Origin of the sequence: Curtobacterium pomorum, assembly GCF_044497295.1 — a bacterium.
Taxonomy (GTDB): Bacteria; Actinomycetota; Actinomycetes; order Actinomycetales; family Microbacteriaceae; genus Curtobacterium.
The window spans coordinates 2,516,593-2,537,212 of record NZ_CP172409.1; the positions used below are offsets into that span (position 1 = coordinate 2,516,593).

The 20,620-nt window shown below is 71.8% G+C and carries 20 protein-coding genes and 2 tRNA genes; 6 read left to right on the forward strand and 16 right to left on the reverse strand.

Annotated features, from left to right (window positions below; genetic code table 11):
- Positions 1 to 4 precede the first annotated feature (4 nt).
- Genes murA through leuC form a run of 3 tightly spaced genes read right to left on the reverse strand, consistent with a single transcriptional unit; the run spans position 5 to position 3,437 of the window.
- Positions 5 to 1,372 carry a UDP-N-acetylglucosamine 1-carboxyvinyltransferase gene (murA, locus tag ACGH48_RS12005; RefSeq protein ID WP_123312269.1) on the reverse strand — a complete coding sequence of 456 codons (1,368 nt, stop codon included), beginning with the start codon at positions 1,370 to 1,372 and terminating at the stop codon, positions 5 to 7.
- On the reverse strand, positions 1,372 to 1,968 hold the full coding sequence (leuD, locus tag ACGH48_RS12010; RefSeq protein WP_123312268.1) for a 3-isopropylmalate dehydratase small subunit: 597 nt from the start codon (positions 1,966 to 1,968) through the stop codon (positions 1,372 to 1,374). Before leuD ends, murA begins: the two co-directional genes overlap by 1 nt.
- On the reverse strand, positions 1,968 to 3,437 hold the full coding sequence (gene leuC / locus ACGH48_RS12015; RefSeq protein WP_340196906.1) for a 3-isopropylmalate dehydratase large subunit: 1,470 nt from the start codon (positions 3,435 to 3,437) through the stop codon (positions 1,968 to 1,970). The genes leuD and leuC overlap by 1 nt, the downstream gene beginning before the upstream one ends.
- 193 nt (positions 3,438 to 3,630) lie before the next feature.
- Here leuC and ACGH48_RS12020 point away from each other — a divergent pair, with 193 nt between their 5' ends.
- Positions 3,631 to 4,698: an FUSC family protein gene (locus ACGH48_RS12020; protein WP_340196907.1), complete on the forward strand. Its 1,068-nt coding sequence runs from the start codon at positions 3,631 to 3,633 to the stop codon at positions 4,696 to 4,698.
- A gap of 300 nt (positions 4,699 to 4,998) precedes the next feature.
- Here the strand turns inward: ACGH48_RS12020 and ACGH48_RS12025 are convergent, their stop codons facing one another.
- The 12 genes from ACGH48_RS12025 to ACGH48_RS12080 form a co-directional block, all read right to left on the reverse strand.
- The gene (locus ACGH48_RS12025; RefSeq protein ID WP_123312265.1) at positions 4,999 to 5,604 is read right to left on the reverse strand and encodes a histidine phosphatase family protein; all 606 of its coding nucleotides are present in this window, start codon (positions 5,602 to 5,604) and stop codon (positions 4,999 to 5,001) included.
- On the reverse strand, positions 5,601 to 5,990 hold the full coding sequence (gene crcB / locus ACGH48_RS12030; protein WP_396288776.1) for a fluoride efflux transporter CrcB: 390 nt from the start codon (positions 5,988 to 5,990) through the stop codon (positions 5,601 to 5,603). Before crcB ends, ACGH48_RS12025 begins: the two co-directional genes overlap by 4 nt.
- Complete coding sequence (locus tag ACGH48_RS12035) at positions 5,987 to 6,430, reverse strand: fluoride efflux transporter FluC (RefSeq protein ID WP_396288777.1); 444 nt, start codon at positions 6,428 to 6,430, stop codon at positions 5,987 to 5,989. Before ACGH48_RS12035 ends, crcB begins: the two co-directional genes overlap by 4 nt.
- A 136-nt stretch (positions 6,431 to 6,566) precedes the next feature.
- Positions 6,567 to 6,974: a RidA family protein gene (locus tag ACGH48_RS12040; RefSeq protein ID WP_123312262.1), complete on the reverse strand. Its 408-nt coding sequence runs from the start codon at positions 6,972 to 6,974 to the stop codon at positions 6,567 to 6,569.
- Between the two features lie 66 nt (positions 6,975 to 7,040).
- Positions 7,041 to 7,116: transfer RNA gene (locus ACGH48_RS12045), tRNA-Glu, on the reverse strand.
- Positions 7,117 to 7,149: 33 nt separating this feature from the next.
- Positions 7,150 to 7,225: transfer RNA gene (locus ACGH48_RS12050), tRNA-Glu, on the reverse strand.
- Positions 7,226 to 7,470: 245 nt separating this feature from the next.
- Positions 7,471 to 8,106 (reverse strand): MBL fold metallo-hydrolase, encoded by a 636-nt coding sequence (locus tag ACGH48_RS12055; protein WP_396288778.1) that lies wholly within the window; start codon positions 8,104 to 8,106, stop codon positions 7,471 to 7,473.
- A 126-nt stretch (positions 8,107 to 8,232) separates the two neighbouring features.
- Entirely contained in the window at positions 8,233 to 9,267 is a 1,035-nt protein-coding gene (locus ACGH48_RS12060; RefSeq protein ID WP_396288779.1) for a LacI family DNA-binding transcriptional regulator, read from the reverse strand.
- Positions 9,268 to 9,288: 21 nt separating this feature from the next.
- A complete protein-coding gene (locus ACGH48_RS12065) occupies positions 9,289 to 9,747 on the reverse strand; it encodes a hypothetical protein (RefSeq protein ID WP_396288780.1) in 459 nt (152 codons plus the stop codon).
- A gap of 5 nt (positions 9,748 to 9,752) precedes the next feature.
- Positions 9,753 to 10,664 (reverse strand): carbohydrate ABC transporter permease, encoded by a 912-nt coding sequence (locus ACGH48_RS12070; RefSeq protein WP_123312259.1) that lies wholly within the window; start codon positions 10,662 to 10,664, stop codon positions 9,753 to 9,755.
- A complete protein-coding gene (locus tag ACGH48_RS12075; RefSeq protein WP_396291127.1) occupies positions 10,661 to 11,638 on the reverse strand; it encodes a carbohydrate ABC transporter permease in 978 nt (325 codons plus the stop codon). The genes ACGH48_RS12070 and ACGH48_RS12075 overlap by 4 nt, the downstream gene beginning before the upstream one ends.
- 156 nt (positions 11,639 to 11,794) lie before the next feature.
- Positions 11,795 to 13,078 carry an ABC transporter substrate-binding protein gene (locus tag ACGH48_RS12080; protein ID WP_396288782.1) on the reverse strand — a complete coding sequence of 428 codons (1,284 nt, stop codon included), beginning with the start codon at positions 13,076 to 13,078 and terminating at the stop codon, positions 11,795 to 11,797.
- 295 nt (positions 13,079 to 13,373) lie between these two features.
- On the opposite strand from ACGH48_RS12080, the gene ACGH48_RS12085 reads away from it, so the two are divergent.
- Positions 13,374 to 14,693: a glycosyltransferase gene (locus ACGH48_RS12085; RefSeq protein WP_396288783.1), complete on the forward strand. Its 1,320-nt coding sequence runs from the start codon at positions 13,374 to 13,376 to the stop codon at positions 14,691 to 14,693.
- Positions 14,694 to 15,128: 435 nt separating this feature from the next.
- On the opposite strand, the gene ACGH48_RS12090 is transcribed toward ACGH48_RS12085, so the two are convergent.
- Positions 15,129 to 16,421, reverse strand: coding sequence for a glycosyltransferase family 2 protein (locus ACGH48_RS12090; protein WP_396288784.1), 1,293 nt, complete (start codon positions 16,419 to 16,421; stop codon positions 15,129 to 15,131).
- Positions 16,422 to 16,603: 182 nt separating this feature from the next.
- On the opposite strand from ACGH48_RS12090, the gene ACGH48_RS12095 reads away from it, so the two are divergent.
- From ACGH48_RS12095 to ACGH48_RS12110, 4 genes are all read left to right on the forward strand, one after another.
- Positions 16,604 to 16,828 (forward strand): hypothetical protein, encoded by a 225-nt coding sequence (locus ACGH48_RS12095; RefSeq protein ID WP_123312254.1) that lies wholly within the window; start codon positions 16,604 to 16,606, stop codon positions 16,826 to 16,828.
- A 105-nt stretch (positions 16,829 to 16,933) separates the two neighbouring features.
- Positions 16,934 to 17,848: a beta-1,6-N-acetylglucosaminyltransferase gene (locus ACGH48_RS12100; RefSeq protein WP_396288785.1), complete on the forward strand. Its 915-nt coding sequence runs from the start codon at positions 16,934 to 16,936 to the stop codon at positions 17,846 to 17,848.
- Entirely contained in the window at positions 17,845 to 19,389 is a 1,545-nt protein-coding gene (locus tag ACGH48_RS12105; protein WP_182067069.1) for a lipopolysaccharide biosynthesis protein, read from the forward strand. Before ACGH48_RS12100 ends, ACGH48_RS12105 begins: the two co-directional genes overlap by 4 nt.
- The gene (locus ACGH48_RS12110; RefSeq protein WP_396288787.1) at positions 19,386 to 20,567 is read left to right on the forward strand and encodes a glycosyltransferase family 4 protein; all 1,182 of its coding nucleotides are present in this window, start codon (positions 19,386 to 19,388) and stop codon (positions 20,565 to 20,567) included. The genes ACGH48_RS12105 and ACGH48_RS12110 overlap by 4 nt, the downstream gene beginning before the upstream one ends.
- The last annotated feature ends 53 nt before the right edge of the window (positions 20,568 to 20,620 follow it).

A 20,620-nucleotide genomic window follows, 5' to 3' on the forward strand; every position in this document is an offset into this window, starting at 1 on the left:
GCGACTAACCCGCGAAGTCGAAGTCGGCGCCCAGCTTCCGCAGCTTCGGGATGAAGTGCTCGTAGCCGCGGCTGATGATGCCGACGTTCGTGATGTGGGACTCGCCGTCGGCGGTCAGCGCCGCGATCAGGTGGCTGAAGCCACCGCGCAGGTCGGGGACCCGGACGTTCGCCGCGTGCAGCGTGGTGGGGCCGGTGATGACGGCGGCCTGCTCGAACGGGCGGCGGGCGACACGGCGGTCGTGCCCGGGCAGCCCCTCCTTGTGGACGACGATGTCGGCGCCCATCTCGTTCAGCGCGTCGGTGAAGCCGAAGCGGTTCTCGTACACGGTCTCGTGCACGATGCTCTGCCCCTCGGCCTGGGTCAGTGCGACGACGAGCGGCTGCTGCCAGTCGGTCATGAAGCCGGGGTGCACGTCGGTCTCGATGACGACGGGCTTGAGGGTGTCGCGCTCCCGGTAGAACCGGATGCCGTCCTCCTGCACGTCGAAGCCGCCGCCCACCTTGCGGAAGACGTTGAGGAACGTCATGAGCTCCTGCTGGTTCGCCCCCTCGACGAAGATGTCGCCGTCGGTGGCGAGCGCGGCGGAGGCCCAGCTGGCGGCCTCGTTGCGGTCGTTGATCGCGCGGTGCGTGTAGCCACGGAGCGACTCGACACCCTCGATGAAGATCACGCGGTTCGGCTCGACGGACACGATCGCGCCCATCTTCTGCAGGATCGCGATGAGGTCCATGATCTCGGGCTCGATCGCCGCGTTCCGCAGCTCCGTGACGCCGGTCGCCAGGACGGACGACAGCAGGACCTGCTCGGTCGCGCCGACGCTCGGGTACGGCAGCTCGATGGACGCGCCCTTCAGCCCGTCCGGGGCCGTCAGGTGGATGCCGTTGACCTGCTTGTCGACGACCGCACCCATGGCGCGGAGCGCGTCGAGGTGGAAGTCGATCGGGCGGTCGCCGATGCGGCAGCCACCGAGGTCGGGGATGAACGCCTCGCCGAGCTTGTGCAGCAGCGGGCCGCAGAACAGGATCGGGATGCGGCTCGAGCCGGCGTGGGCGTCGATCTCGGCGAAGTGCGCCGACTCGACGTTGGACGGGTCGAGGATGAGTTCGCCTCGTGCAGGATCGGTGATGCGCACGCCGTGCACCTCGAGCAGGCCGCGGACGACCTTGACGTCGGAGATGTCCGGGACGTCCTTGAGGATCGACGGGGTGTCACCGAGCAGCGACGCCACCATGGCCTTGGTCGCGAGGTTCTTCGCCCCACGGACCTCGATGCGCCCCACGAGCGGCTTGCCCCCGCGGATGACGATCTCGTCCGACTTGAGGCCCACGCGCGCCCCTGCGGCTGCTGCGTCCTGTACGAGAGAGTTCACTACTTCACCGGCAATGTCTTCGGCCGCCAACTGGAGCGGCGGGATTCGAACTCCGTGATCGAGGTCTCGTCACGGAGGGTGAGCCCGATGTCGTCGAGCCCTTCCATCAACCGCCAACGAGTGTAAGCGTCGATCTCGAAGGGGACGTCCACATCCCCGAGCGACACGCGCTGCGCCACCAGGTCGACCGTCGCCTCGATCCCCGGGTTCGCCTCGATGGCGGCCCACAGGCGCTCGACTTCCGATTCGGTCACGATCGCGGTGACCAGGCCCTGCTTGCCCGCGTTGCCCTTGAAGATGTCGGCGAAGCGGGGTGAGACGACGACCGCGAATCCGAAGTCGCGGAGCGCCCAGACCGCGTGCTCACGCGACGAACCGGTGCCGAAGTCCGGGCCCGCCACGAGCACCTTCGCGCCCTGGAACTCGGGCTGGTTCAGCACGAACGCGGGGTCCTGCCGCCAGCCGGAGAACAGGGCGTCCTCGAAGCCGGTCTTCGTGACGCGCTTGAGGTAGACCGCGGGGATGATCTGGTCGGTGTCGACGTTCGACCGCTTGAGCGGGGCGGCGATGCCGGTGACGGTGGTGATCTTGTCCATCAGAAGGTCCCCTCGGTGGTCGTGCTGGTCGTGGCGGCGCTCGTCGCGGCGGCGATCTCGTCGTCCGTCGCCAGGTCCCACGGGCTGGACAGCGTGCCGCGGATCGCGGTGGCGGCGGCGACGAGCGGCGACACCAGGTGGGTGCGGCCGCCCTTGCCCTGGCGCCCCTCGAAGTTGCGGTTCGAGGTGCTGGCGCAGCGCTCCCCCGGCGCGAGCTGGTCGGGGTTCATGCCGAGGCACATCGAGCACCCGGCGAACCGCCACTCGGCCCCGAACTCCTTGATCACGACGTCGAGCCCCTCGGCCTCGGCCTCGAGCCGCACGCGTGCGGACCCCGGCACGACCATGACGCGGACGCCGGGGGCCTTCTCGCGCCCGGCGATGATCGACGCGAAGGCCCGCAGGTCCTCGATCCGCGAGTTCGTGCACGAACCCATGAACACCGCGTCGACGGCGATGTCCTTCATCGGGGTGCCGGCGGCGATGTCCATGTACTCCAGCGCCCGCTGCGCCGCGGCCTGGTCGTTCGGGTCGCTGTAGCTCGCGGGGTCCGGCACGCGCTCGGACAGCGAGACGCCCTGGCCGGGGTTCGTGCCCCAGGTGACGAAGGGCTCGAGCTCGTCGGCGTCGATGAAGACCTCGGCGTCGAAGACTGCGTCGTCGTCGGTCGCCAGGGTGTCCCAGTACGCGACGGCGTCGTCCCAGTCCTGACCGGTCGGCGCGTGGTCGCGGCCCTGCACGTAGTCGTAGGTGGTCTGGTCGGGCGCGACCATGCCGGCGCGGGCACCCGCCTCGATCGACATGTTGCAGATGGTCATCCGGCCCTCCATCGAGAGCGCGCGGATCGCGGAGCCGCGGTACTCGAGCACGTAGCCCTGTCCGCCGCCGGTCCCGATCTTCGCGATGACCGCCAGGATGATGTCCTTCGCGGTGACGCCCGGGCGCAGCGTTCCCTCGACCGTGATCGCCATCGTCTTGAAGGGCTTCAGCGGCAGGGTCTGCGTGGCCAGGACGTGCTCGACCTCGGAGGTGCCGATGCCGAACGCCATCGCCCCGAACGCGCCGTGGGTGCTGGTGTGCGAGTCGCCACAGACGACGGTGATGCCGGGCATCGTCAGGCCGAGCTGCGGACCGACGACGTGCACGATGCCCTGCTCCTTGTCGCCGAGCGAGTGCAGGCGGACACCGAACTCCGCGCAGTTGCGGCGCAGGGTCTCGATCTGGGTGCGGCTCGTCGGGTCCGCGATGGGCCGGTCGATGGCGAGCGTCGGGGTGTTGTGGTCCTCGGTCGCGATCGTCAGGTCGAGGCGGCGCACGGGGCGGCCGGCCTGGCGCAGACCGTCGAACGCCTGCGGACTCGTGACCTCGTGCACGAGGTGGAGGTCGATGTAGAGGAGGTCCGGCTTGCCGTCCTCGCCCTTGACCACGACGTGGTCGTCCCACACCTTCTCGGCGAGCGTCCTACCCATGAGCTCGACTCCCTCGTTCTCGTCGTCCGGCGCCGCTGGTGCGGCGCTGCGGTCACCGCTGACGCGGCGCGATCCGCCGACTCTACCAGGTTGGTATACCAACGAGGGCCGCGGTCGTCACGTGGTGCGGCGGTCGACCGGGAGGCCCGTGGCGACTCCCCGACACCCGTCGCGGTGGGAAGATGGTCGGGACATGACGACACCTGCGCACTCGACCCGGACGATCAACCTCGAGGGCGCAGCACGCGCAGCGATCGCAGGTGGCGCCCCCTTGGCACTGCTCATCGCCCTCGGGATGCCGGGCTACGCCGCGTTCGCGATGTTCGCCGGTTTCACCGCGATCTTCGGGGCGACCGAGCCGTACCGGCAACGGGCCGTGACCACCGGCGTGGCGGGTGCCCTGCAGACGCTGTGCATGTTCGCCGGCATCGGCGTCGCCCTGGTCGGCTCCCCGCTCTGGTTGCAGGCGACGGGGCTCGTCGTGGTGATCGTCGTCGCGGTCTGCACCCTGTCGACGCTCCGGACGATCCCCGCGCAGCCGATCTTCCCGGTGTTCGCGTTCGTGGTCTCCGCACTCGTGCCGTTGCGCCCCGCCGACGTCCCCCTCGTGGCGACGATCATCGTCTGCTCGGTCGTCTGGGCGTGGCTCGTCGCGATGTCCGGGTCCGTCCTGCGGCGGGTCCTGCACCCGCGCGCCCCGCACCGGTTCCGACCGCTCGCACCCCGCAAGGAGCGCAACCTCGGCATCCTCCGCACGGCTGCGCTGTGGGAGACCGTGGCGCTCAACGTCGTGGGGTCGCTCGTCGCCGGAGCGGTGGCGTCGACGATCCCGTGGCTCGGGCACCCGTACTGGGCCGTCATCGCGGTGGTGTCGACCCTGCCCGCGCTCCGCCAGCGGCACACCGTGGTCCGGGCGTTCCAGCGCTTCATCGGCACGATCGGCGGCACCGTCATCGCCGTCGGGGTCCTGCTGCTCGAGCCGTCGGCGTGGTGGATCGTCGTCATCGCCGTCGTGGGGCAGTTCTTCGCGGAGATCTTCGTGGCGCGGAACTACGCCGTCTGCCTGCTGTTCCTGACCCCGCTCGCCCTCGCCGTGTCGTGGCTCAGCCTGCCCGAGGCGCCGGAGCTGCTCGCGCTCGACCGCGTCGCGCAGACCACCCTCGGCGCGCTCGTCAGCGTCGGGCTGCTGGTCGTGGGGCGCGCGATCGAGCGGCGGCGCGGCCGGGCCCTCGGCGCGACGAGCGCGATCCGGACCGTCTGACGCGGGTCGTTCCGGCATACCTGGTCGAATCGGGCGTACCGGGTCGTTCCTTTCGACCAGGAACGCCCGATTCCGCCTGCCATCGCGCGCGACAGGGGAAGGAACGGGCGCGGACGACGGACGGGAGGCCCGTGGCGGGGCTGCCACGGGCCTCCCGTCCGTCGTGTGGTCGCAACCACCGCGTCCTGCGAGAGCGACAGATCGCTGCGGAACAACCGCGGAATTCTGCCGCTTTCGTCGACTGGACGGACCCGCGTGCCGCGGACCTGTCGCTTTCGCGAGGCCGATCGAGCGGCGACGTCAGTCGCGGGGCTGGATGTTCCAGGCGTCGATGACCGGGCGCCCGTGTTCGTAGCCGAGGACGCTGACCGATGCGGTCCCGAGCTTCAGCACGGCACCGTCCTGCGGCGCGAGCCGGATCCACGCGGCGCCGAGGGCCCGCAGCACGTGACCGTGCGCGATGAACACGGCGTCCTGCCCCTCGGCGAGCACCGGACGAGCGCGGTTCAGGATGCGCTCGACGCGGACCCGGACCTCGGCGGCGTTCTCACCGGGGGTGTCACCGGCGGGCACTCCGTCGGTCCAGAGGTCCCACGGCCCGTGGCGCAGCACCTTGATCTGCGGGGTGGTGAGTCCCTCGTAGGCGCCGTAGTCCCACTCGTACAGGTCCTCGTCGAGCTCGGGGTCGACGCCGATCAGGTGCGCGGTGTCACGCGCACGCTGCAGCGGACTCGACAGGGCCAGCGCGAACGAACGGTCGGCGAGGTACCGGCCGGCGCGCTTCGCCTGCTCGACACCGTTCTCCGTCAGCGGGATGTCGGTGCGGCCGGTGTGCTGCCCGCTCTTCGACCACTCCGTCTCTCCGTGACGGACGAGGACGAGTTCGCCGGGGCGTTCCGAGGTCATGAGTTCCTTCCGATCCAGAGGCCGAGCGCGGCTGCGCCGACCGAGACGACGAGCATCCCGAGGCCGTACAGGACGGCGAGCCGGGGCTTGCCGGATCGGAGGAGCTGGACGGTCTCGACGCTCGCCGTCGAGAACGTCGTGTACCCACCCATCATGCCCGTCCCGAGCACCGCGACCGCCGGGAGCGGGATCGTGCCGGCCTGCCCGAGGCCGGTGAGCAGGCCGAGCACGAGCGATCCGGACACGTTGATGAGCACGGTCCCGAGCGGGAACCCGGCAGCCCGCGAGCGGGACGTGCGGGTCTTGACGAGTCCGTCCAGCAGGAAACGGAGCGCGGCACCGACTCCCCCGCCGACGGCGACGAGCAGCAGGTCGAGCGGGTTCACGACGCGCCCCCGTCCCGGACGGTCGACGGTGGTCGGAGCCGCCCGGCAAGCCAGATCCCGAGCGCGACGGCGGCGAGCCCGAGGACGACCGACAGCAGTGCGTACCCGCTGCCCGCACCCCATCGACCGACGTCGAGCAGCTGCGCCGTGTCGTCGGCGAGGGTGCTGTACGTCGTGAACCCGCCGAGGACGCCCGTGCCGACGAACAGCCGGAGCGAGCGGCGGCGTCCGACGTCGGGGCCGCGGTGCGCGAGGGCGTCGAGCAGGAACCCGAGGCAGCAGGCACCGACGACGTTGATCACGAGGATCACCCAGCTGATGCCGTCGTGGGCGGGGAACGCGTCGGCCAGCACGGCCCGGACGGCGGTGCCGATCGCCCCACCGAGCGCGACGAGGCCGAGGAAGCCCCAGCGGAGGTGCGGTGGTCGTTCGTCGGTCATGGTGCTCCTATCGCCGAGCACGCCGGATCGTCTCCGCGCGTGCGGTGTTCTCGGGATAGGGACCGTTGGCGGCTGGTGCGCGGTTGGGTCCGGCAGGCCCCACTGCCGGGTCTGACGACCCGATCAGCGTACCGCGTCAGCCGGCGACGGCGGCGATCGCCTCGACCTCGACGAGCTGGTCGTCGTAGCCGAGGACGGTCACGCCGAGCAGCGTGCTCGGCACGTCGTGGTCCCCCATCGCGGCGCGGACGACGTCCCAGGCAGCAACGAGGTCCTGCTGCTCGGTCGTGGCCACGAGCACCCGCGTCTGCACGAGGTCGTCGATGCCCGCGCCGGCGGCCGCGAGCGCGGTCCGCAGGTTCGCGACGCACTGCGCGGCCTGCCCGGCGACGTCCCCGACGGCGACCGTCGCGCCGTCCTCGTCGAGTGGACACGCCCCCGCCAGGAACACCAACCGTGTACCGGCGGGGACGGTTGCGGCGTAGGCGTACTCCGCGACGTCGCTGAGGGCTGCGGACCGGATGAGCTGGACGGCGCTGGACACGGCCTCAGCCTGGCACACGACGACGAAACCCCCGGCGAGCCGGAGCTCGTCGGGGGTTTCGTGTGCTGGTGACCCCAGCGGGATTCGAACCCGCGTTACCGCCGTGAGAGGGCAGCGTACTAGGCCGCTATACGATGGGGCCGCGGCTGTTGTCGGACTCGGAGCATGTCACCTGTGGTGACCCCAGCGGGATTCGAACCCGCGTTACCGCCGTGAGAGGGCAGCGTACTAGGCCGCTATACGATGGGGCCGTTCCGACAACTCGACAAGTATTGCACAAGCCGCGCATCGCACCAAAACGAGGCGTGTCGCCCGGGTGTGCCGCCATGCCGCGCCCGGCATACGGCGCTCGGTGCGGGTTCGTCGGTCGCGACGTCGTGGACCCGGCCGCCCATCCGACGGGAGGCGCGGGGCGGGCCCGCCACGGGCCTCCCGTCCGAACGCGCGCACGTCCGGGGCCGCACGCCGTGCGCGGGAATCGTCGCGTCCGGCGCGGTCAGAGGGTGAGCGACTCCCCCGGCCGCAGGATCTCGAGCGAACCGTGCGGGGCGAGCGCCTCGCGCAGCCGCCCGGTGTGCATGCCGTAGCCGATGTCGGAGAGCGTGGCCTCGTGGATCGGGTAGGCGCGGGCCGGGGCGAGCGCGGCGACGTAGTCCATCATCTCGGCGACCTTGAGCCACGGGGCGCCGACCGGAGCCGCGAGGACCTCGACCGGCACGCCCGGGTCGGTGTACGAGTCGCCGGGGTGGAAGAGCCTGCCGTTCACGAGCACGCCGGTGTTGTCGACGATCGGCACCGAGGAGTGGATGATCTGGTGCCGGGTGCCGTGGAAGTCGAGCGCGAACGGGCCGACGGTGCGGTGGTCCCCATCGGTGACGACCTCGACCGCGATGCCGGAGTCGGCGAGCGCCGCGCGGACACCCTCGGGGCCGAACACGACGGCGTCGGGGTTCCGGTCGAGGATCCGGTGCAGCTGCTCGGGCGTGACGTGGTCGGGGTGCTCGTGCGTGACGACGATCGCGAGGACCCCGGTCGCGTCGACGGGGCGGGTGAAGTCGCCCGGGTCGAGCACCAGGCGGGCGTCGCCGTCCGACAGGACCTGGCAGGCGTGTTCGAGCTTCGTGACCTCCATGCGGGCGACGCTACCCGCGGCTGGCCGGGCGGGCTCGGGGCGGCGTCGACTCGGAACGACGTTCCTGTTGTCGTACGACATCGGGAACGTCGTTCCGAGTCGACGCCGCCCACGCCCCGCCACGCCTCACCCCGGCGGCGGCCCCGTCGTCCCCCGCACCACCAGGTGCGCCGGCGCCGCGACGATCGCTCCGGCAGCGCCGCCCTCGACCTCGGCGAGCACCGCCCGCGCCGCTGCCCGCCCCTGCGCCTCCGGGTCCTGCGCCACGGTCGTCAGCCCGACGGTCGCGCCGTACTCGTGGCCGTCGATCCCGATCACGGAGACGTCGGCCGGCACCGAGAGTCCGGCCTGCGCCGCAGCGAGGAGCACCCCGAGCGCCATCTCGTCCGAGGCGCACACCACGGCAGTCGGGCGATCGAGCCCGGCACCGGCACCGGCACCGGCACCAGCGTGCCCGCCGAACAGCGCGTTCCCCGCCGCCAGTCCACCGGCGAACGAGAACCGTCCGTCGAGCAGCCACCGGTCCGGCACCGCGTGTCCGGCGGCCCGCATCGCGTCCACGAAGCCGTCCCGCCGCAGGTGCGGCACCGCGACGTTCATGCCGGCCTCGTCCTGCCCGCCGACGTAGGCGACGCGTCGGTGCCCGAGGCCGCACAGGTGGTCGACCGCGATCCGGGTGACGGCTCGGTCGTCGACCCCGATGTTCCGCAGGCCCGGTGCGGGTCCACCGATGACGATCATCGGGTGCCGGGTGAGTTCGAGCTCGGCGCGCTCGGTCGCGTCGAGCACCAGGGACAGCAGGACGAGGGCGTCGACGCGGTGCCGCAGCATCGACCGTCGGAACGCCCGGTCGCGGTCGCCGCCCGGCCCGCCCAGGTTGTAGAGCACGAGGTCGTACCCGGCACGCCGGAGTTCTGCGTCGACGCCGCCGAGTGCCTTGACGTAGAACCACCGGTCGATCACCGGGACGACGACGCCCACGGCGCGCTGCCGCCCGGTGGCGAGGCCGGCCGCCGCCGAGCTCGGGACGTACCCGAGCTCGTCGGCGACCCGACGGACCTCGTCGATCGTGGTCTCCGCCACGTTCTCCATGCCGCGCAGCGCCCGCGACACCGTGGACTTCGACAGTCCCGTGACGGTCGCGATCTCCTGGATCCCCATCGATGCGACCCGGGAGGCCCGTCAGCCGTCCGTACGGTGCGGAACGCCCGCCGGACGGTCGGCTGCAGTGCCGGGGGTGGCGTGCACGACGGCCGCTGCGGCCGGGCGTGCGCCGTGCGGCGCTCGACGACCCGCTGGTGCGAGCTCGTCCCACCCGCTGTGCTGGTGCACCCGCCCGTCCGCGGAGGGCCGCGGCCGACGACGGGTGTCGTCGCCGCGAGCGGTGCGGACGGGGGCGATGGCGGGCGTGGCACCGACACCGTCGACCTCGGCGTGCCGGCGGAGCACCCGCACCCGCCACCGGTCGAGCGCCACGACCCCGAGCACGCACACCAGCAGGGTGAGCGCCCAGCCGAGTGCCGGGCGACCGGTGACCTCGCAGAACACCGTGGCGCCGAGGAACAGGATGCCGAACATGCCGACGAAGCCGATCGCCTCTTCGATCCGGGCCGTGGGCCGGGTGGGTCCGCGCTGTGCCATGGTCGTCAGCCCTTCACGCCGCCGGCGGTGAGGCCGGCCACGATGCGTCGTTGGAAGATGAGCACGAGGACCACGAGCGGGATCGTGACGATGGTGCCTGCGGCCATGACCGCCGTGTACGGCTCCTGGTGCGGCTGCGACCCGGCGAACGAGGCGATCGCCACGGTCACCGGCTGCGTCGCGTCGCTCGAGAGCTGCGAGGAGATCAGGTACTCGTTCCAGCTCGAGATGAACGCCAGGATCGCCGTCGTGAACACCGCGGGGGCGGCGAGCGGCAGGATGATCCGCCGGAACGCCTGCACCCGGGTGCACCCGTCGATGCGCGCTGCTTCCTCGAGGTCCCACGGCATCTCGCGGAAGAACGACGCGAGCGTGTAGACCGTCAGCGGCAGCACGAACGAGATGCTCGGCAGGATGAGCGCCTGGTACGACCCCATCCACCCGATGTCCGTGAAGAGCTGGAACAGCGGGGAGATGAGCGCGACGCCGGGGAACATCGACGCCGCCAGGATCGCGCCGGCGATCAGGGACTTGCCGCCGAACTCGAGTCGGGCGAGCGCGTACGCCGCCGTGGTGCCGACGAGCAGGGCGATGATCGTCACGACGCCGCCGATGAGCAGGCTGTTGGCGAGCGCCCGCCCGAGGTGGTTGCCGAGCGACGTGGAGAACGCCGTCGCGTAGTTGTCGAGCGTGACGTGCGTCGGCCACGGGGTGGCGTCGAACGTGAACCCGACGTCGCGGAAGCTCGTCACCACCATCCAGTAGAACGGCAGGAGGCACCACACGGCGATGACGATCGCCTGCACGGCCGTGCGGATGCGGGGGCCGGTGTCGCGGCGGACCCGGACGTCGGCGCGGTCGACGGCGCGGTCGCGTGCTGCTGCGGTGGACCGGGGTCGGTCTGCTGCGAGGGTCACTTGAGTTCACCCTTCTGCTGGGCGGCCTGCGTCTGCACGACGTTGGCGCCGAGGAACCGGACGAAGACGAACGCCACGATGAAGATCACCAGGAAGGTGATGGTCGACAGTGCCGACGCGGAGTTGAAGCCCTGCCGGATCTGTTCGACGACCAGGATCGACAGGGTCGTGGTGGCGTTGCCGGAACCACCGCCGCCGCCGGTCAGGATCTGTGGCAGGTCGTACATGCGCAGCGCGTCGAGCACGCGGAACAGGATCGCGACCATCAGCGCGGGCTTGATCAGCGGGAGCGTGATGAGCACGAAGCGCTGGAACGTCGACGCGCCGTCCATCTTGCCGGCCTCGTAGACCTCCTCCGGGATCAGCTGCAGCCCCGCCAGGATGAGCAGCGCCATGAACGGCGTGGTCTTCCAGGTGTCGGCGATGATGACCGCCCACCGGGACGCCCACTCGCCGCTCGTCCACAGGATCTGCTGCCCGAGGACGTGGTTCAGGACACCGTTCGCGTCGAAGATGAAGTACCAGAGCTTCGCGGTGACGGCGGTGGGGATCGCCCACGGCACCAGGATCGCGGCACGGACGAGCGCGCGGCCCTTGAAGTTGCGGTTCATGATGATCGCCATCCAGACGCCGATGGCCGTCTCGAAGGCCACGGTGACGACCGTGAAGAAGAACGTGTTGCCCATCGACACCCAGAACTGGGAGCCGAGGCTGCCGGGCGGGCAGGTGACGTTGCCGCACTGCTGGCCGAGCCAGTGCGCGTAGTTCGTGATGCCGGCGAAACCGCCTTCCACGAACAGCTGCGTGGTCTTGTCGAGGCCCTGGTCGAGCTGGAACGACTGGATGATCGCGCTGACGACCGGGTAGCCGATGACGATCGCGAGGAGCAGGATCGTCGGGCCGATGAGGTACACGGCCCACCGGCCGTGCTCGGCGTTGAGTCCGCCCTTGCGCCGTTGGCGCTTCGGTTCCATGCCCGTCGGGTTGGGGATGGCTGCGGGGATCTCGGTTGCTGCTGACACGTGTCGGCCTCCTTGCCGGGGGTGTCGGAACGCAAGTAGGGGCGGACTGGAGGCACGTGCCGGGATGGCACCGTGCCTCCAGTCCGATGCGGCGTACGCCGCGTGTCGCTAGCTGCTGGTCGCCGACTTGAGGGCGTCCTGCATGTCCTTCAGGGCTTCGTCGACCGACTTCGATCCCTTGAGCGCCGCGTAGGTGTTGTCCTGGATCGCCTTCGTCACCGCCGGGTAGAACGGCGTGACCGGGCGCGGCTCCGCCGACTCGATCGACTTGAGCAGCGTCGGCAGGTAGGGCAGCTTCGCCGTCAGCTCGGAGTCGGTGTAGAGGTCACCGACGACCGGGGCGAGCGACCCCTGCGTCGCGAAGAACTTCTGCGTGTCGTTCGAGATGAGGAACTCGAGGAAGTCGTGCGCCGTCGCCTTGTGCTTCGAGTACACGCTGATCGCGGCGTTGTGCCCGCCGAGCGTCGAGGCACCGACGCCGTCCGCGCCCGGGATGGGTGCGACGCCGAAGGTGTCCTTGACCTTGCTCGAACCGTCGGTCTTCGCCAGGTTGTAGACGTACGGCCAGTTGCGCAGGAACAGCAGCTTGCCGGCTTCGAACGCGGTGCGGCCCTGCTCCTCCTGGTACGTGATCGCCTCGGCCGGGATGTTCCCGTCCTTGAACGCGTCGACCAGGTTCTGCAGGCCGGCCTTGGCGTCGGCGGTGTCGACGTCCGGGTCCCCGCTCTTGCCGAGCACCGAACCGCCGGAGCCGTTGATGGCCTCGGAGGCGTTCACCGTCAGGCCCTCGTACTTCGCGAACTGCCCGGCATAGCAGCCGATGCCCTTGTCCTTCGCGATCTGGCAGTCGTCCATCATGTCGCTCCACGTCGTCGGGGGCGTCTTGACGAGGTCCTTGCGGTAGTAGAGCAGCGCGCCGTCCGAGGTCTGCGGGGCGGCGTAGAGGGTGTCGTTGTACGTCGCGGTCTTCACCGTGGCCGGCAGCAGCTTCGAGGTGTCGATCTCCATGTCACCGGTCAGCGGCGTCAGCCAGCGCTTCGCGGCGAACTCGGCGGTCCAGACGACGTCCACGTCGACGACGTCGTAGTTCGCGTCCTTGGCCTGGAAGTGCTGCACGAGGTCGTCGTGCTGCTGGTCGGCCTGGTCGGACTGCTCCTTGAAGGTGACCTTCTCGTCGGGGTGGGCCTTGTTCCACTTCGCGATCAGCGGGCGGACCACGTTCGAGTTGTCCTTGCCCTGCACGTAGGTGATCGGTCCGCGGCTGTCCTGGCCGCTCTTGGCGTCGTCCGAGCCGGCGCCGGAGCTCCCGCTCGAGCAGCCGGTGAGCACGAGGCCGATGACGGCGACCCCGGCAACGGATGCGAACCGCACCCTGGAGCGTGTTGTCTTCACAGCGTTGTCTCCTCATTGAGATCACCAGGGGGCATCGATCGGGTTCGACGACACTGCCCTGGAGCAGGCGCCGCTGCCTGCTGGTGGAGGAAGCTACGCCCGCCCTCGGGGTTCCGCAACCGGTTGCATCGGTTCCGTGACCTGAGCGTGACCTTGGAAGTCCCGGAGACTTCCTGGGTGAGCGCTCACCCTTGTTCGAGGGGCCCCTGCACGCCACTGCGGAACTCCGCATGAACCCCGCCACTGGGGACCCGCGCCGTTGTCCGTGCCGACGGCTCCACGTAGCGTCCACGACATGGCCACCCTCCACACCGCCGACACCGTGCCCGCACCGCGCCGTGTCATCGGCGTCGACCTCGACGCCCCGCTCCCCCGCCTCGTCGCCGACGAGACCGGCGAGTCCGCCATGGTGATCGGCTACCGCGGCGGCCACCCCACCGGCACCCTCGACGTACTGCTCACCGACGACCCGGCCGACGCGGCCCGCGCCCTCGAGGCGCTGCAGGAGACCGTCCTGGCCGACGTCCCCGCGGTGTCGGACGACGACCTGCCGACCATCTCGGTCGTCGTGTCCACCGTCGTCGACCGCGTCGAGGACCTCGGCAAGCTGCTCGACGTCCTCGAGCACCTCGACTACCCGCGGCACGAGGTCATCCTCGTCGACAACCGCGTCCGCGTCCCCGCCGGCGACGCCCTGCCCGCGATGCTCGCCGGACGGAACGTCCGCCTGGTCGAGGAGCGCCGCCCCGGCCTGTCCGCCGGCCGGAACGCCGGCGTCGCCGCCGCGACCGGGGACGTCATCGCCTTCACCGACGACGACGTGCGCGTCGACCCGCAGTGGCTCCGCGCCATCGGATCCCGGTTCGTCAGCGAGCCCGGCCTCGACGCCGTCACCGGTGTCATCCTGCCGAGCGAACTCACCACGCCCGCGCAGATCTGGTACGAGGCGTACTACGGCGGGTTCAGCGCCGAGCGCACCTTCTCGCCCGTCACGATCGTCCCCGACGACGTCCAGGGCACCATGCGGCACGCCCGCGTCACCGCGGTCACCCCGTCCGGCGAGGTCCTCAAGCACTTCGCCGTCTACGGCATCGGCGCGTACGGCGCCGGCGCGAACATGGCCTACCGCCGCACCCTGATCGAGGCCGTCGGCGGCTTCGACCACACCCTCGGTGCCGGCTCCCCCGCCCGCGGCGGCGAGGACCTGGCGATGTTCATCGAGACGCTGTGGCGCGGCGGGAAGATCGGCTTCGAGCCGCGCGCGGTCGTGCACCACCGGCACCGCCAGACCATCGAGGACCTGCACAAGCAGCTGCACGGCAACGGCGTCGGGTTCACCGCGCTGATGTTCGCGCTCGCCGCGAAGGACAAGCGGCACGTCGCCGTCCTGGCCCGCCTGATGCCGCTCGCCGCGAAGGTCAAGTCGAAGCAGATGCTGTCCCGCCTGGCCGGGCGCCGGGACGCCGCGACCGAGGTCACCAACGACGCCTCGACCACGCGCATCCCGAAGACCCTGGCGTACCACGAGCTGCGCGGGTTCCCCGCCGGCCCGGCCGCCTGGTTCCGCAGCCGACGCCGCTGGCGCGACGTCGAGGCCGGCCGCTTCCGGCCGTAGACGCACCACCCGACGGACGGGAGGCCCGTGGCAGCGTCGCCACGGGCCTCCCGTCCGTCCGTTGCGCACGCAACAGGCGACACTCGCGTTGTCGTACGACGTCGAGGACGTCGCCCCCACGCGCACGCAACCACTGCACGCGCAACAAGCGACACCCGCGCTGTCGTACGACATCGACGATGTCGCACCCACGCGCACGCAACCGTTGCACGCGCAACAGACGACACTCGCGCTGTCGTACGACGTCGAGGACGTCGCACCCACGCGCCCGCAACCATTGCACGCGCAACAAATGACACCCGCGTTGTCGTACGACATCGAGGACGTCGCCCCCACGCGCACGCAACCATTGCACGCGCAACAGGCGACAACCACGTCGTCGCACGACGTCCGTCTTGTCGCAAACCGGGTGCGGCGAGCGCGCCCGCCCGCGCCTCAGCGCGCGGTGAGCCGCCCGGCCACGTACCGCCACGGCCCGCCCAGCGCGGCCGTCAGCTCGGCGCGCTTGAGCCCGCGCGTCGCGGCGGTGAACTCGGCGTCGACGGGCCAGCCGCCGCTCGCGTCGACGGGGCGCTCGTCGGCACCTTGCCCGAGCGCACCGAGCCGGCGGAGCGCGCCGGCCGCACGCCGCAGCACCGCGAACGCCGTCGAGGGCCGCAGCACGAGCTTCGTCACCCAGGCGCCGAGCCCGGTGCCGTACCCGATCGCCTGCGAGCGCAACGCGGCACGGTCCTTGCGGTGCTCGTGCCAGACGACGGCCGAGGGTTCCACGGCGAGCGCCCCACCGGCGAGCAGGACGCGGGTGAACAGGTCGGGGTCCTCACCGGCTCGCGCACGGGTGCCGGGTCCGAGGGCGACGTCGAAGCCGCCGAGCTGCCGGACGGCGTCGCGGCGCACGGACATGTTCGCGCCGGTGCCGAACGCGCCGACGGTGAAGGGGAACAGGGGCTCGTCGACGGGCGGGGCGGACGTGCGGTACACCCGGCGCTCGAGGTTCCGCGCCCAGGTCACCCGCTCGTCGAAGAAACGCTGTGTGGGGGTGCGGAGCTCGCCGCTGGGGACGAGTCCGGTGACGCACCAGACGTCGGCGTCGCGCTCGTAGGCGGCGGCGATGGCGGCCATCCAGTGGCGGTCGACGACGACGTCGTCGTCGATGAACGCGACGATGCCGCCGGTGGCGCGGGCGAGTCCGGCGTTGCGGGCCCGGGAGACGCCGGCACGTGCCTCGAGGACGTAGTGCACGCGCGGGTCGTCGACGGCGGCCACGACGTCGCGGGTGCCGCTGGTGACGGGGGCGTTGTCGACGACGAACAGCTCGAAGTCGTCGTACGCGGAGTCGAGGACGGAGCGCACGGCGCGGGCGAGGGCCACGGGCCGCTCACGGGTGCCGATGACGACGGAGACGCGTGCGCCGTCCGCAGGGGCGTCGACCGGGAGGCCCGGGGCCGGCAACCGACGCAGGGCCGGTCCCAGCTCGGCCGGGTCCACCGCCCCGCGGTCGTCGACGCGCACGTCGACGAACCCGGCGACGTCGCGGCCGTCGCGCACCATGAGGCGGGCGCGGCGGAAGCCGCCGGCGCCGGCGAGGTGCACGGTGTCGGCGGCGAGCGCTGCGGACCGGTCGACGGCGCCGACCCAGGCAGCTCCGACCCAGGTGGGGGCGTCGGGCGAGGGCATCGCCGGGTCGAGTGTGAGGGCTCGTTCCGCGGTGGTGGTCTGGTCGGTCATGGTCGTCCCGTCGGGCCGGTCTGGTCGGGTGGACGTGGCAATGGTCCGCGCGCGTCGACAGGGGGTCAACCGCGATGCTCGGAGGATGCGGGGAGGCTGCGGTTTGCCGCCACTAGACTCGCGGGAGACGCCGGTCGACCCGCCGGTGCGACCCCGGTCCCCGCCGGACACGAGGAGGACGCATGCCGCTGGCCCGCACGATGGACCGGCTCGGCCTGACCAGGCGTCCACGCCCGACGCTGCGACTGGTGCCGGACCCCGACGCGTCCGACCTCGTCGTGGTGCACCTCGACGCCGACGACGCCGCGTGCGGCACCTGCGGGCACGCCCAGGCGGCGCACGAGCACTACCGTCCGGGCACGGACTGCGCGCTCTGCGACTGCCCGAAGTTCCGCCGCGCCCGCTGACCCGATCCCCCTCGATCGGGGGGCTCCTGCGGGAAACCGCCGTTCCCCCGCAGGTGGTCCCGACCTCCCTTGTCGGTGCTGCCGGGCCCGCTTAGCGTCGCGGACATGGCCATCACTCCCACGCCACTCGCGTGCATCGTCCTCGCCCACGAGGACCCGACGCACGTCCGTCGGCTCGTGGCGGCGCTCGACCCGTTCCCGGTGTTCCTGCACTGCGACGCGAGCACCGACGACGACGTCTTCGAGGCGATGACCGCCGGCCTGCCCGAGCGGGTGCACGTGCTGCCGCGGATGCGCACCGGGTGGGCGAAGTGGGAGAACGTCGCGGCCGAGGTCGCCGGCTACCGTGCTGCCCTGGCGCAGACCGACGCCACGCACGTGGCGCTGCTGACCGGCAGCGACTACCCGTTGGCCGACGCCGACGAGATCTCGGCGCTCCTGACCGCGAACCCCGGGCGGTCGTTCGTCGAGGCGAAGCCGCTCCCGCACCCCGCGTGGGGTCGCGACGGCGGTCGGTCGCGCGTGCGGTTCCGGCACTGGGCGTGGCGGAAGCACATGCTGCGCCTGCCGGTCCCCCGTCGGGTCCCGCGGGACGTCGTGTTCGGCGGTGGCTCGCAGCTCAAGGTCCTGGCCCGGCACCACGCGCAGGGGGTCGTCGACGTGTTCGACGGGCGCCCCGACCTGGTGGCGTTCTGGGAGCGGGTGTGGATCGGTGACGAGACCTTCGTGCCGTCGGTCCTGCTGACCCCGGCGTTCACCCCGGACTTCGCGGACACCCACGCGGTGCAGCCGCTCTGGTGGATCGGGTGGGACGGCACGAAGCAGAAGAGCCCGCCGTGGCTCGGGATCGAGGACGCCGGCCGGGTGCTGGAGCGTCGTACCGCGGCTGACCAGTCGACCCCGTACGTGTTCGCCCGGAAGTTCTCGACGTCCCGGAGCACCGACCTGCTCGACGTGGTCGACGCGACCTTCGGGCTCCGCACGTCCGCCGACGACCAGCCGGTGGTGGTGGCACAGTGACCGTCCCCCAGACCCGACGCGAGGCGCGTGCGGCCGAGGCGGCTGCGCTGGCGGCGCAGCCAGACGACGACGAGCTCGAGGCGTCCGTGCAACCGGCGGCCCCCGGCGCGCTGTCCACCGACACCGACTCGATCGCCGTCGCACGCGGATCGTCCGTCCTGTTCGGCCGTGGCCTGCTCTACGTGGTCGTCTGGTCGATGCAGCTCGTCGTGAGCTCGCTGATCTCCCCCGTGCTCGCGCACCTGATGCCGCCGGCCGAGTTCGGCGTGCTGGCGTCGGCGATCGCGCTGTACCAGGCCCTGGTGGTCGTGGCCGTCTGCGGCATCGACCAGGCGTCGGTGCTGCAGCGCGCCGAGGACGGCGACGACCGGCGTGCCCGCGGTCTGGTGTTCGTCGGCATGGTCACCGCGGTCACCGTCACCGTGTTCGCCCTGGTGTCGATCCCGCTCTGGGGCGACGCCGCGGGCTTCGTCGACCAGCACCCGCTGTTGCTGGTCGCCGTGCTCTGGACCGGGCCGGCCGCGATCGTGCAGCTGTCCCTCGCGCTGCTCGTCGCCCAGGACCGCATCCGCGTGTTCGCCGTGACGAGCCTGCTGTCGTCCGTCGGCGGGTCGATCATCGGCCTCGGGCTCCTCGCCGCCGTGCACGCCGACGCCACCACGTACGCGTGGGGCGGGGTCGTGGCGCAGGGCGCCGCGATGGTGATCGGCATCGTCGCCACGAAGCCGCGGTTCCGCGGTCTGTTCGACCACCGCACCACGGTCCGGGCGTTCAAGCTCGGTGTCCCGATCGCGCTCGGCAGCCTGTCGTACTTCGTCCTGAACGCCGGTGACCGGCTCGTCGTGCAGCGCCTCCTCGGTGCCGACGAGGTCGCCCGCTACCAGATCGCCTACGTCGTCGGTTCCGCGGTCATCCTGCTGCTGACCTTCACGAACCAGGCCTGGGCGCCGCACTTCGCCGCCCTCCGCGACGCCGTGGCCCGCCGCCGGCTCGCGATGCACGCCCGTGACGAGCTCTACATGCTGCTCGCCCCCGTGCTCGTCGCCGTGACGCTCGTGTCGCCGGTGGCGCTGCCGATCCTGGCGCCGGCGTCGTACCGGGTCGAGTCCCTCACCGTCGTCGTCTTCGTGGTCGCCCTGACCGCGTTCCCGGTGGTCGCGAGCGGTGCGACCGGTCGGCTCCTGCTGGTCGAGCGCCGCGGGGTGACGGTCGGCGTCATCGGTGCCGTCGCCGGCGTCGTGAACATCGCGGCGAACCTGGTGCTGGTGCCCCTGACCGGCATCGTCGGCGCGGGCATCGCCACCGTCATCGCCTACGCCGTCCTCGCCGCGCTGCAGCAGGCCTCCCTGCCGGACCGCCGCGAGTGGCGCGGTCCCCGACGCCGGGTGCTGCTGGCCATCGCGATCGCGATCGTCGTCGCCGCGGCCTCGCTCCTCCCGCCGCAGGACCTCGCCTGGAACATCGTCCGCGTCGTCGGCGTCGCCGCGTGCCTGCCCTGGTTCTTCCGTCGCCTGAAACTCGCTCGCGGAGGATCCGCATGACCCGTCCCACCACCCGTCCGCTGCGTGTCGTCGTCGCCACCAACGGACTCGCCATCACCGGCGGCGTCGAACGGTGCGTCGTCGAGGACGTCGGCGAGCTCGTCGCGGCCGGCCACGACGTCGAGGTGTGGCACCGAGCCGGCGCGGACGGCGACCCGGACGCGGGCCGCGCGGTGTTCGACCAGCTGGGCGTCCGACTGCGTCATGCCCGCGACTACCGCTTCGGCATCCGCTCCGCCCCGACGGACGTGCTCCGCTTCGTCCGCGAGGGCCTGCGCCTCCGCCGGTCGCGTCCTGACGTCCTGTGGCTGAACCGTCCGGAGTTCCTGCCGTGGGGCCGCGTCGTGTCGTTCGTGTCCGGCGTCCCCCTGGCCGTGCACCTGCACCACGCCCCGAACTACCGTCGCCTCGGCCCGTTCGCGGGGGGCCGGACCCGGTACCTCGCGGTCTCCGCAGCGATGGCACGTGCCTGGACCGCCGTCGGCGCCCCGCCGGACCGGGTCGACGTGGTCCCGAACGGCGTCGACACCGCGGCGTTCCCCGCCGCCACCGCGGCGAGCACCCGTCGCGCACGTGCTGCGCTCGGCCTCGACCAGGACCGCCCCGTGGTGCTGTACTACGGTCGGCTCACGCGGTCGAAGGGCGTGCTCGCCCTCCTGGAGGCATGGGGGCGCGTCCACGCGTCGGCCCGCGTCCTCGTCGGGCCCGGCACACCGCCCGCCCCGGCCCCGGTGCTCGTCCTGGCCGGTGCGCTGTACCCGGAGGACGCCCCCGCCGTGCACCGTGCGATCGCCGCGCTGCCCGACGGCTCCGTCGTCGTGGTGCCCGAGCGGGACGACGTCGTCCCGCTGCTGCACGCCGCGGACGTCGTGGTGGCACCCTCCATCGAACCCGAGGGGTTCGGCCGCGTGGTCGTCGAGGCGATGTCCACCGGACGCCCCGTCGTCGCAGCGGCGTCGGGCGGCACCGCCGAGATCCTGAGCGGCGAGTGGGCGCGGTTCACCGTCGACCCCACCGAGACCGGCGCGCTGGCCGACACGGTCATCGAGGCGCTGGACGCGGCCGGGACGGAACCCGGCCTGGCGGACCGGTGCCGCGCCTGGGTGCGGGACCGGTACGGCCGGGAGCGGCACGTCGCGGCGCTGCTCCGGGCGCTCGAGGCGCACGCGAAGCACTGACGAACGACGACGACGACCGAGCGGTGCCGACGACCACGTCGGCACCGCTCGGT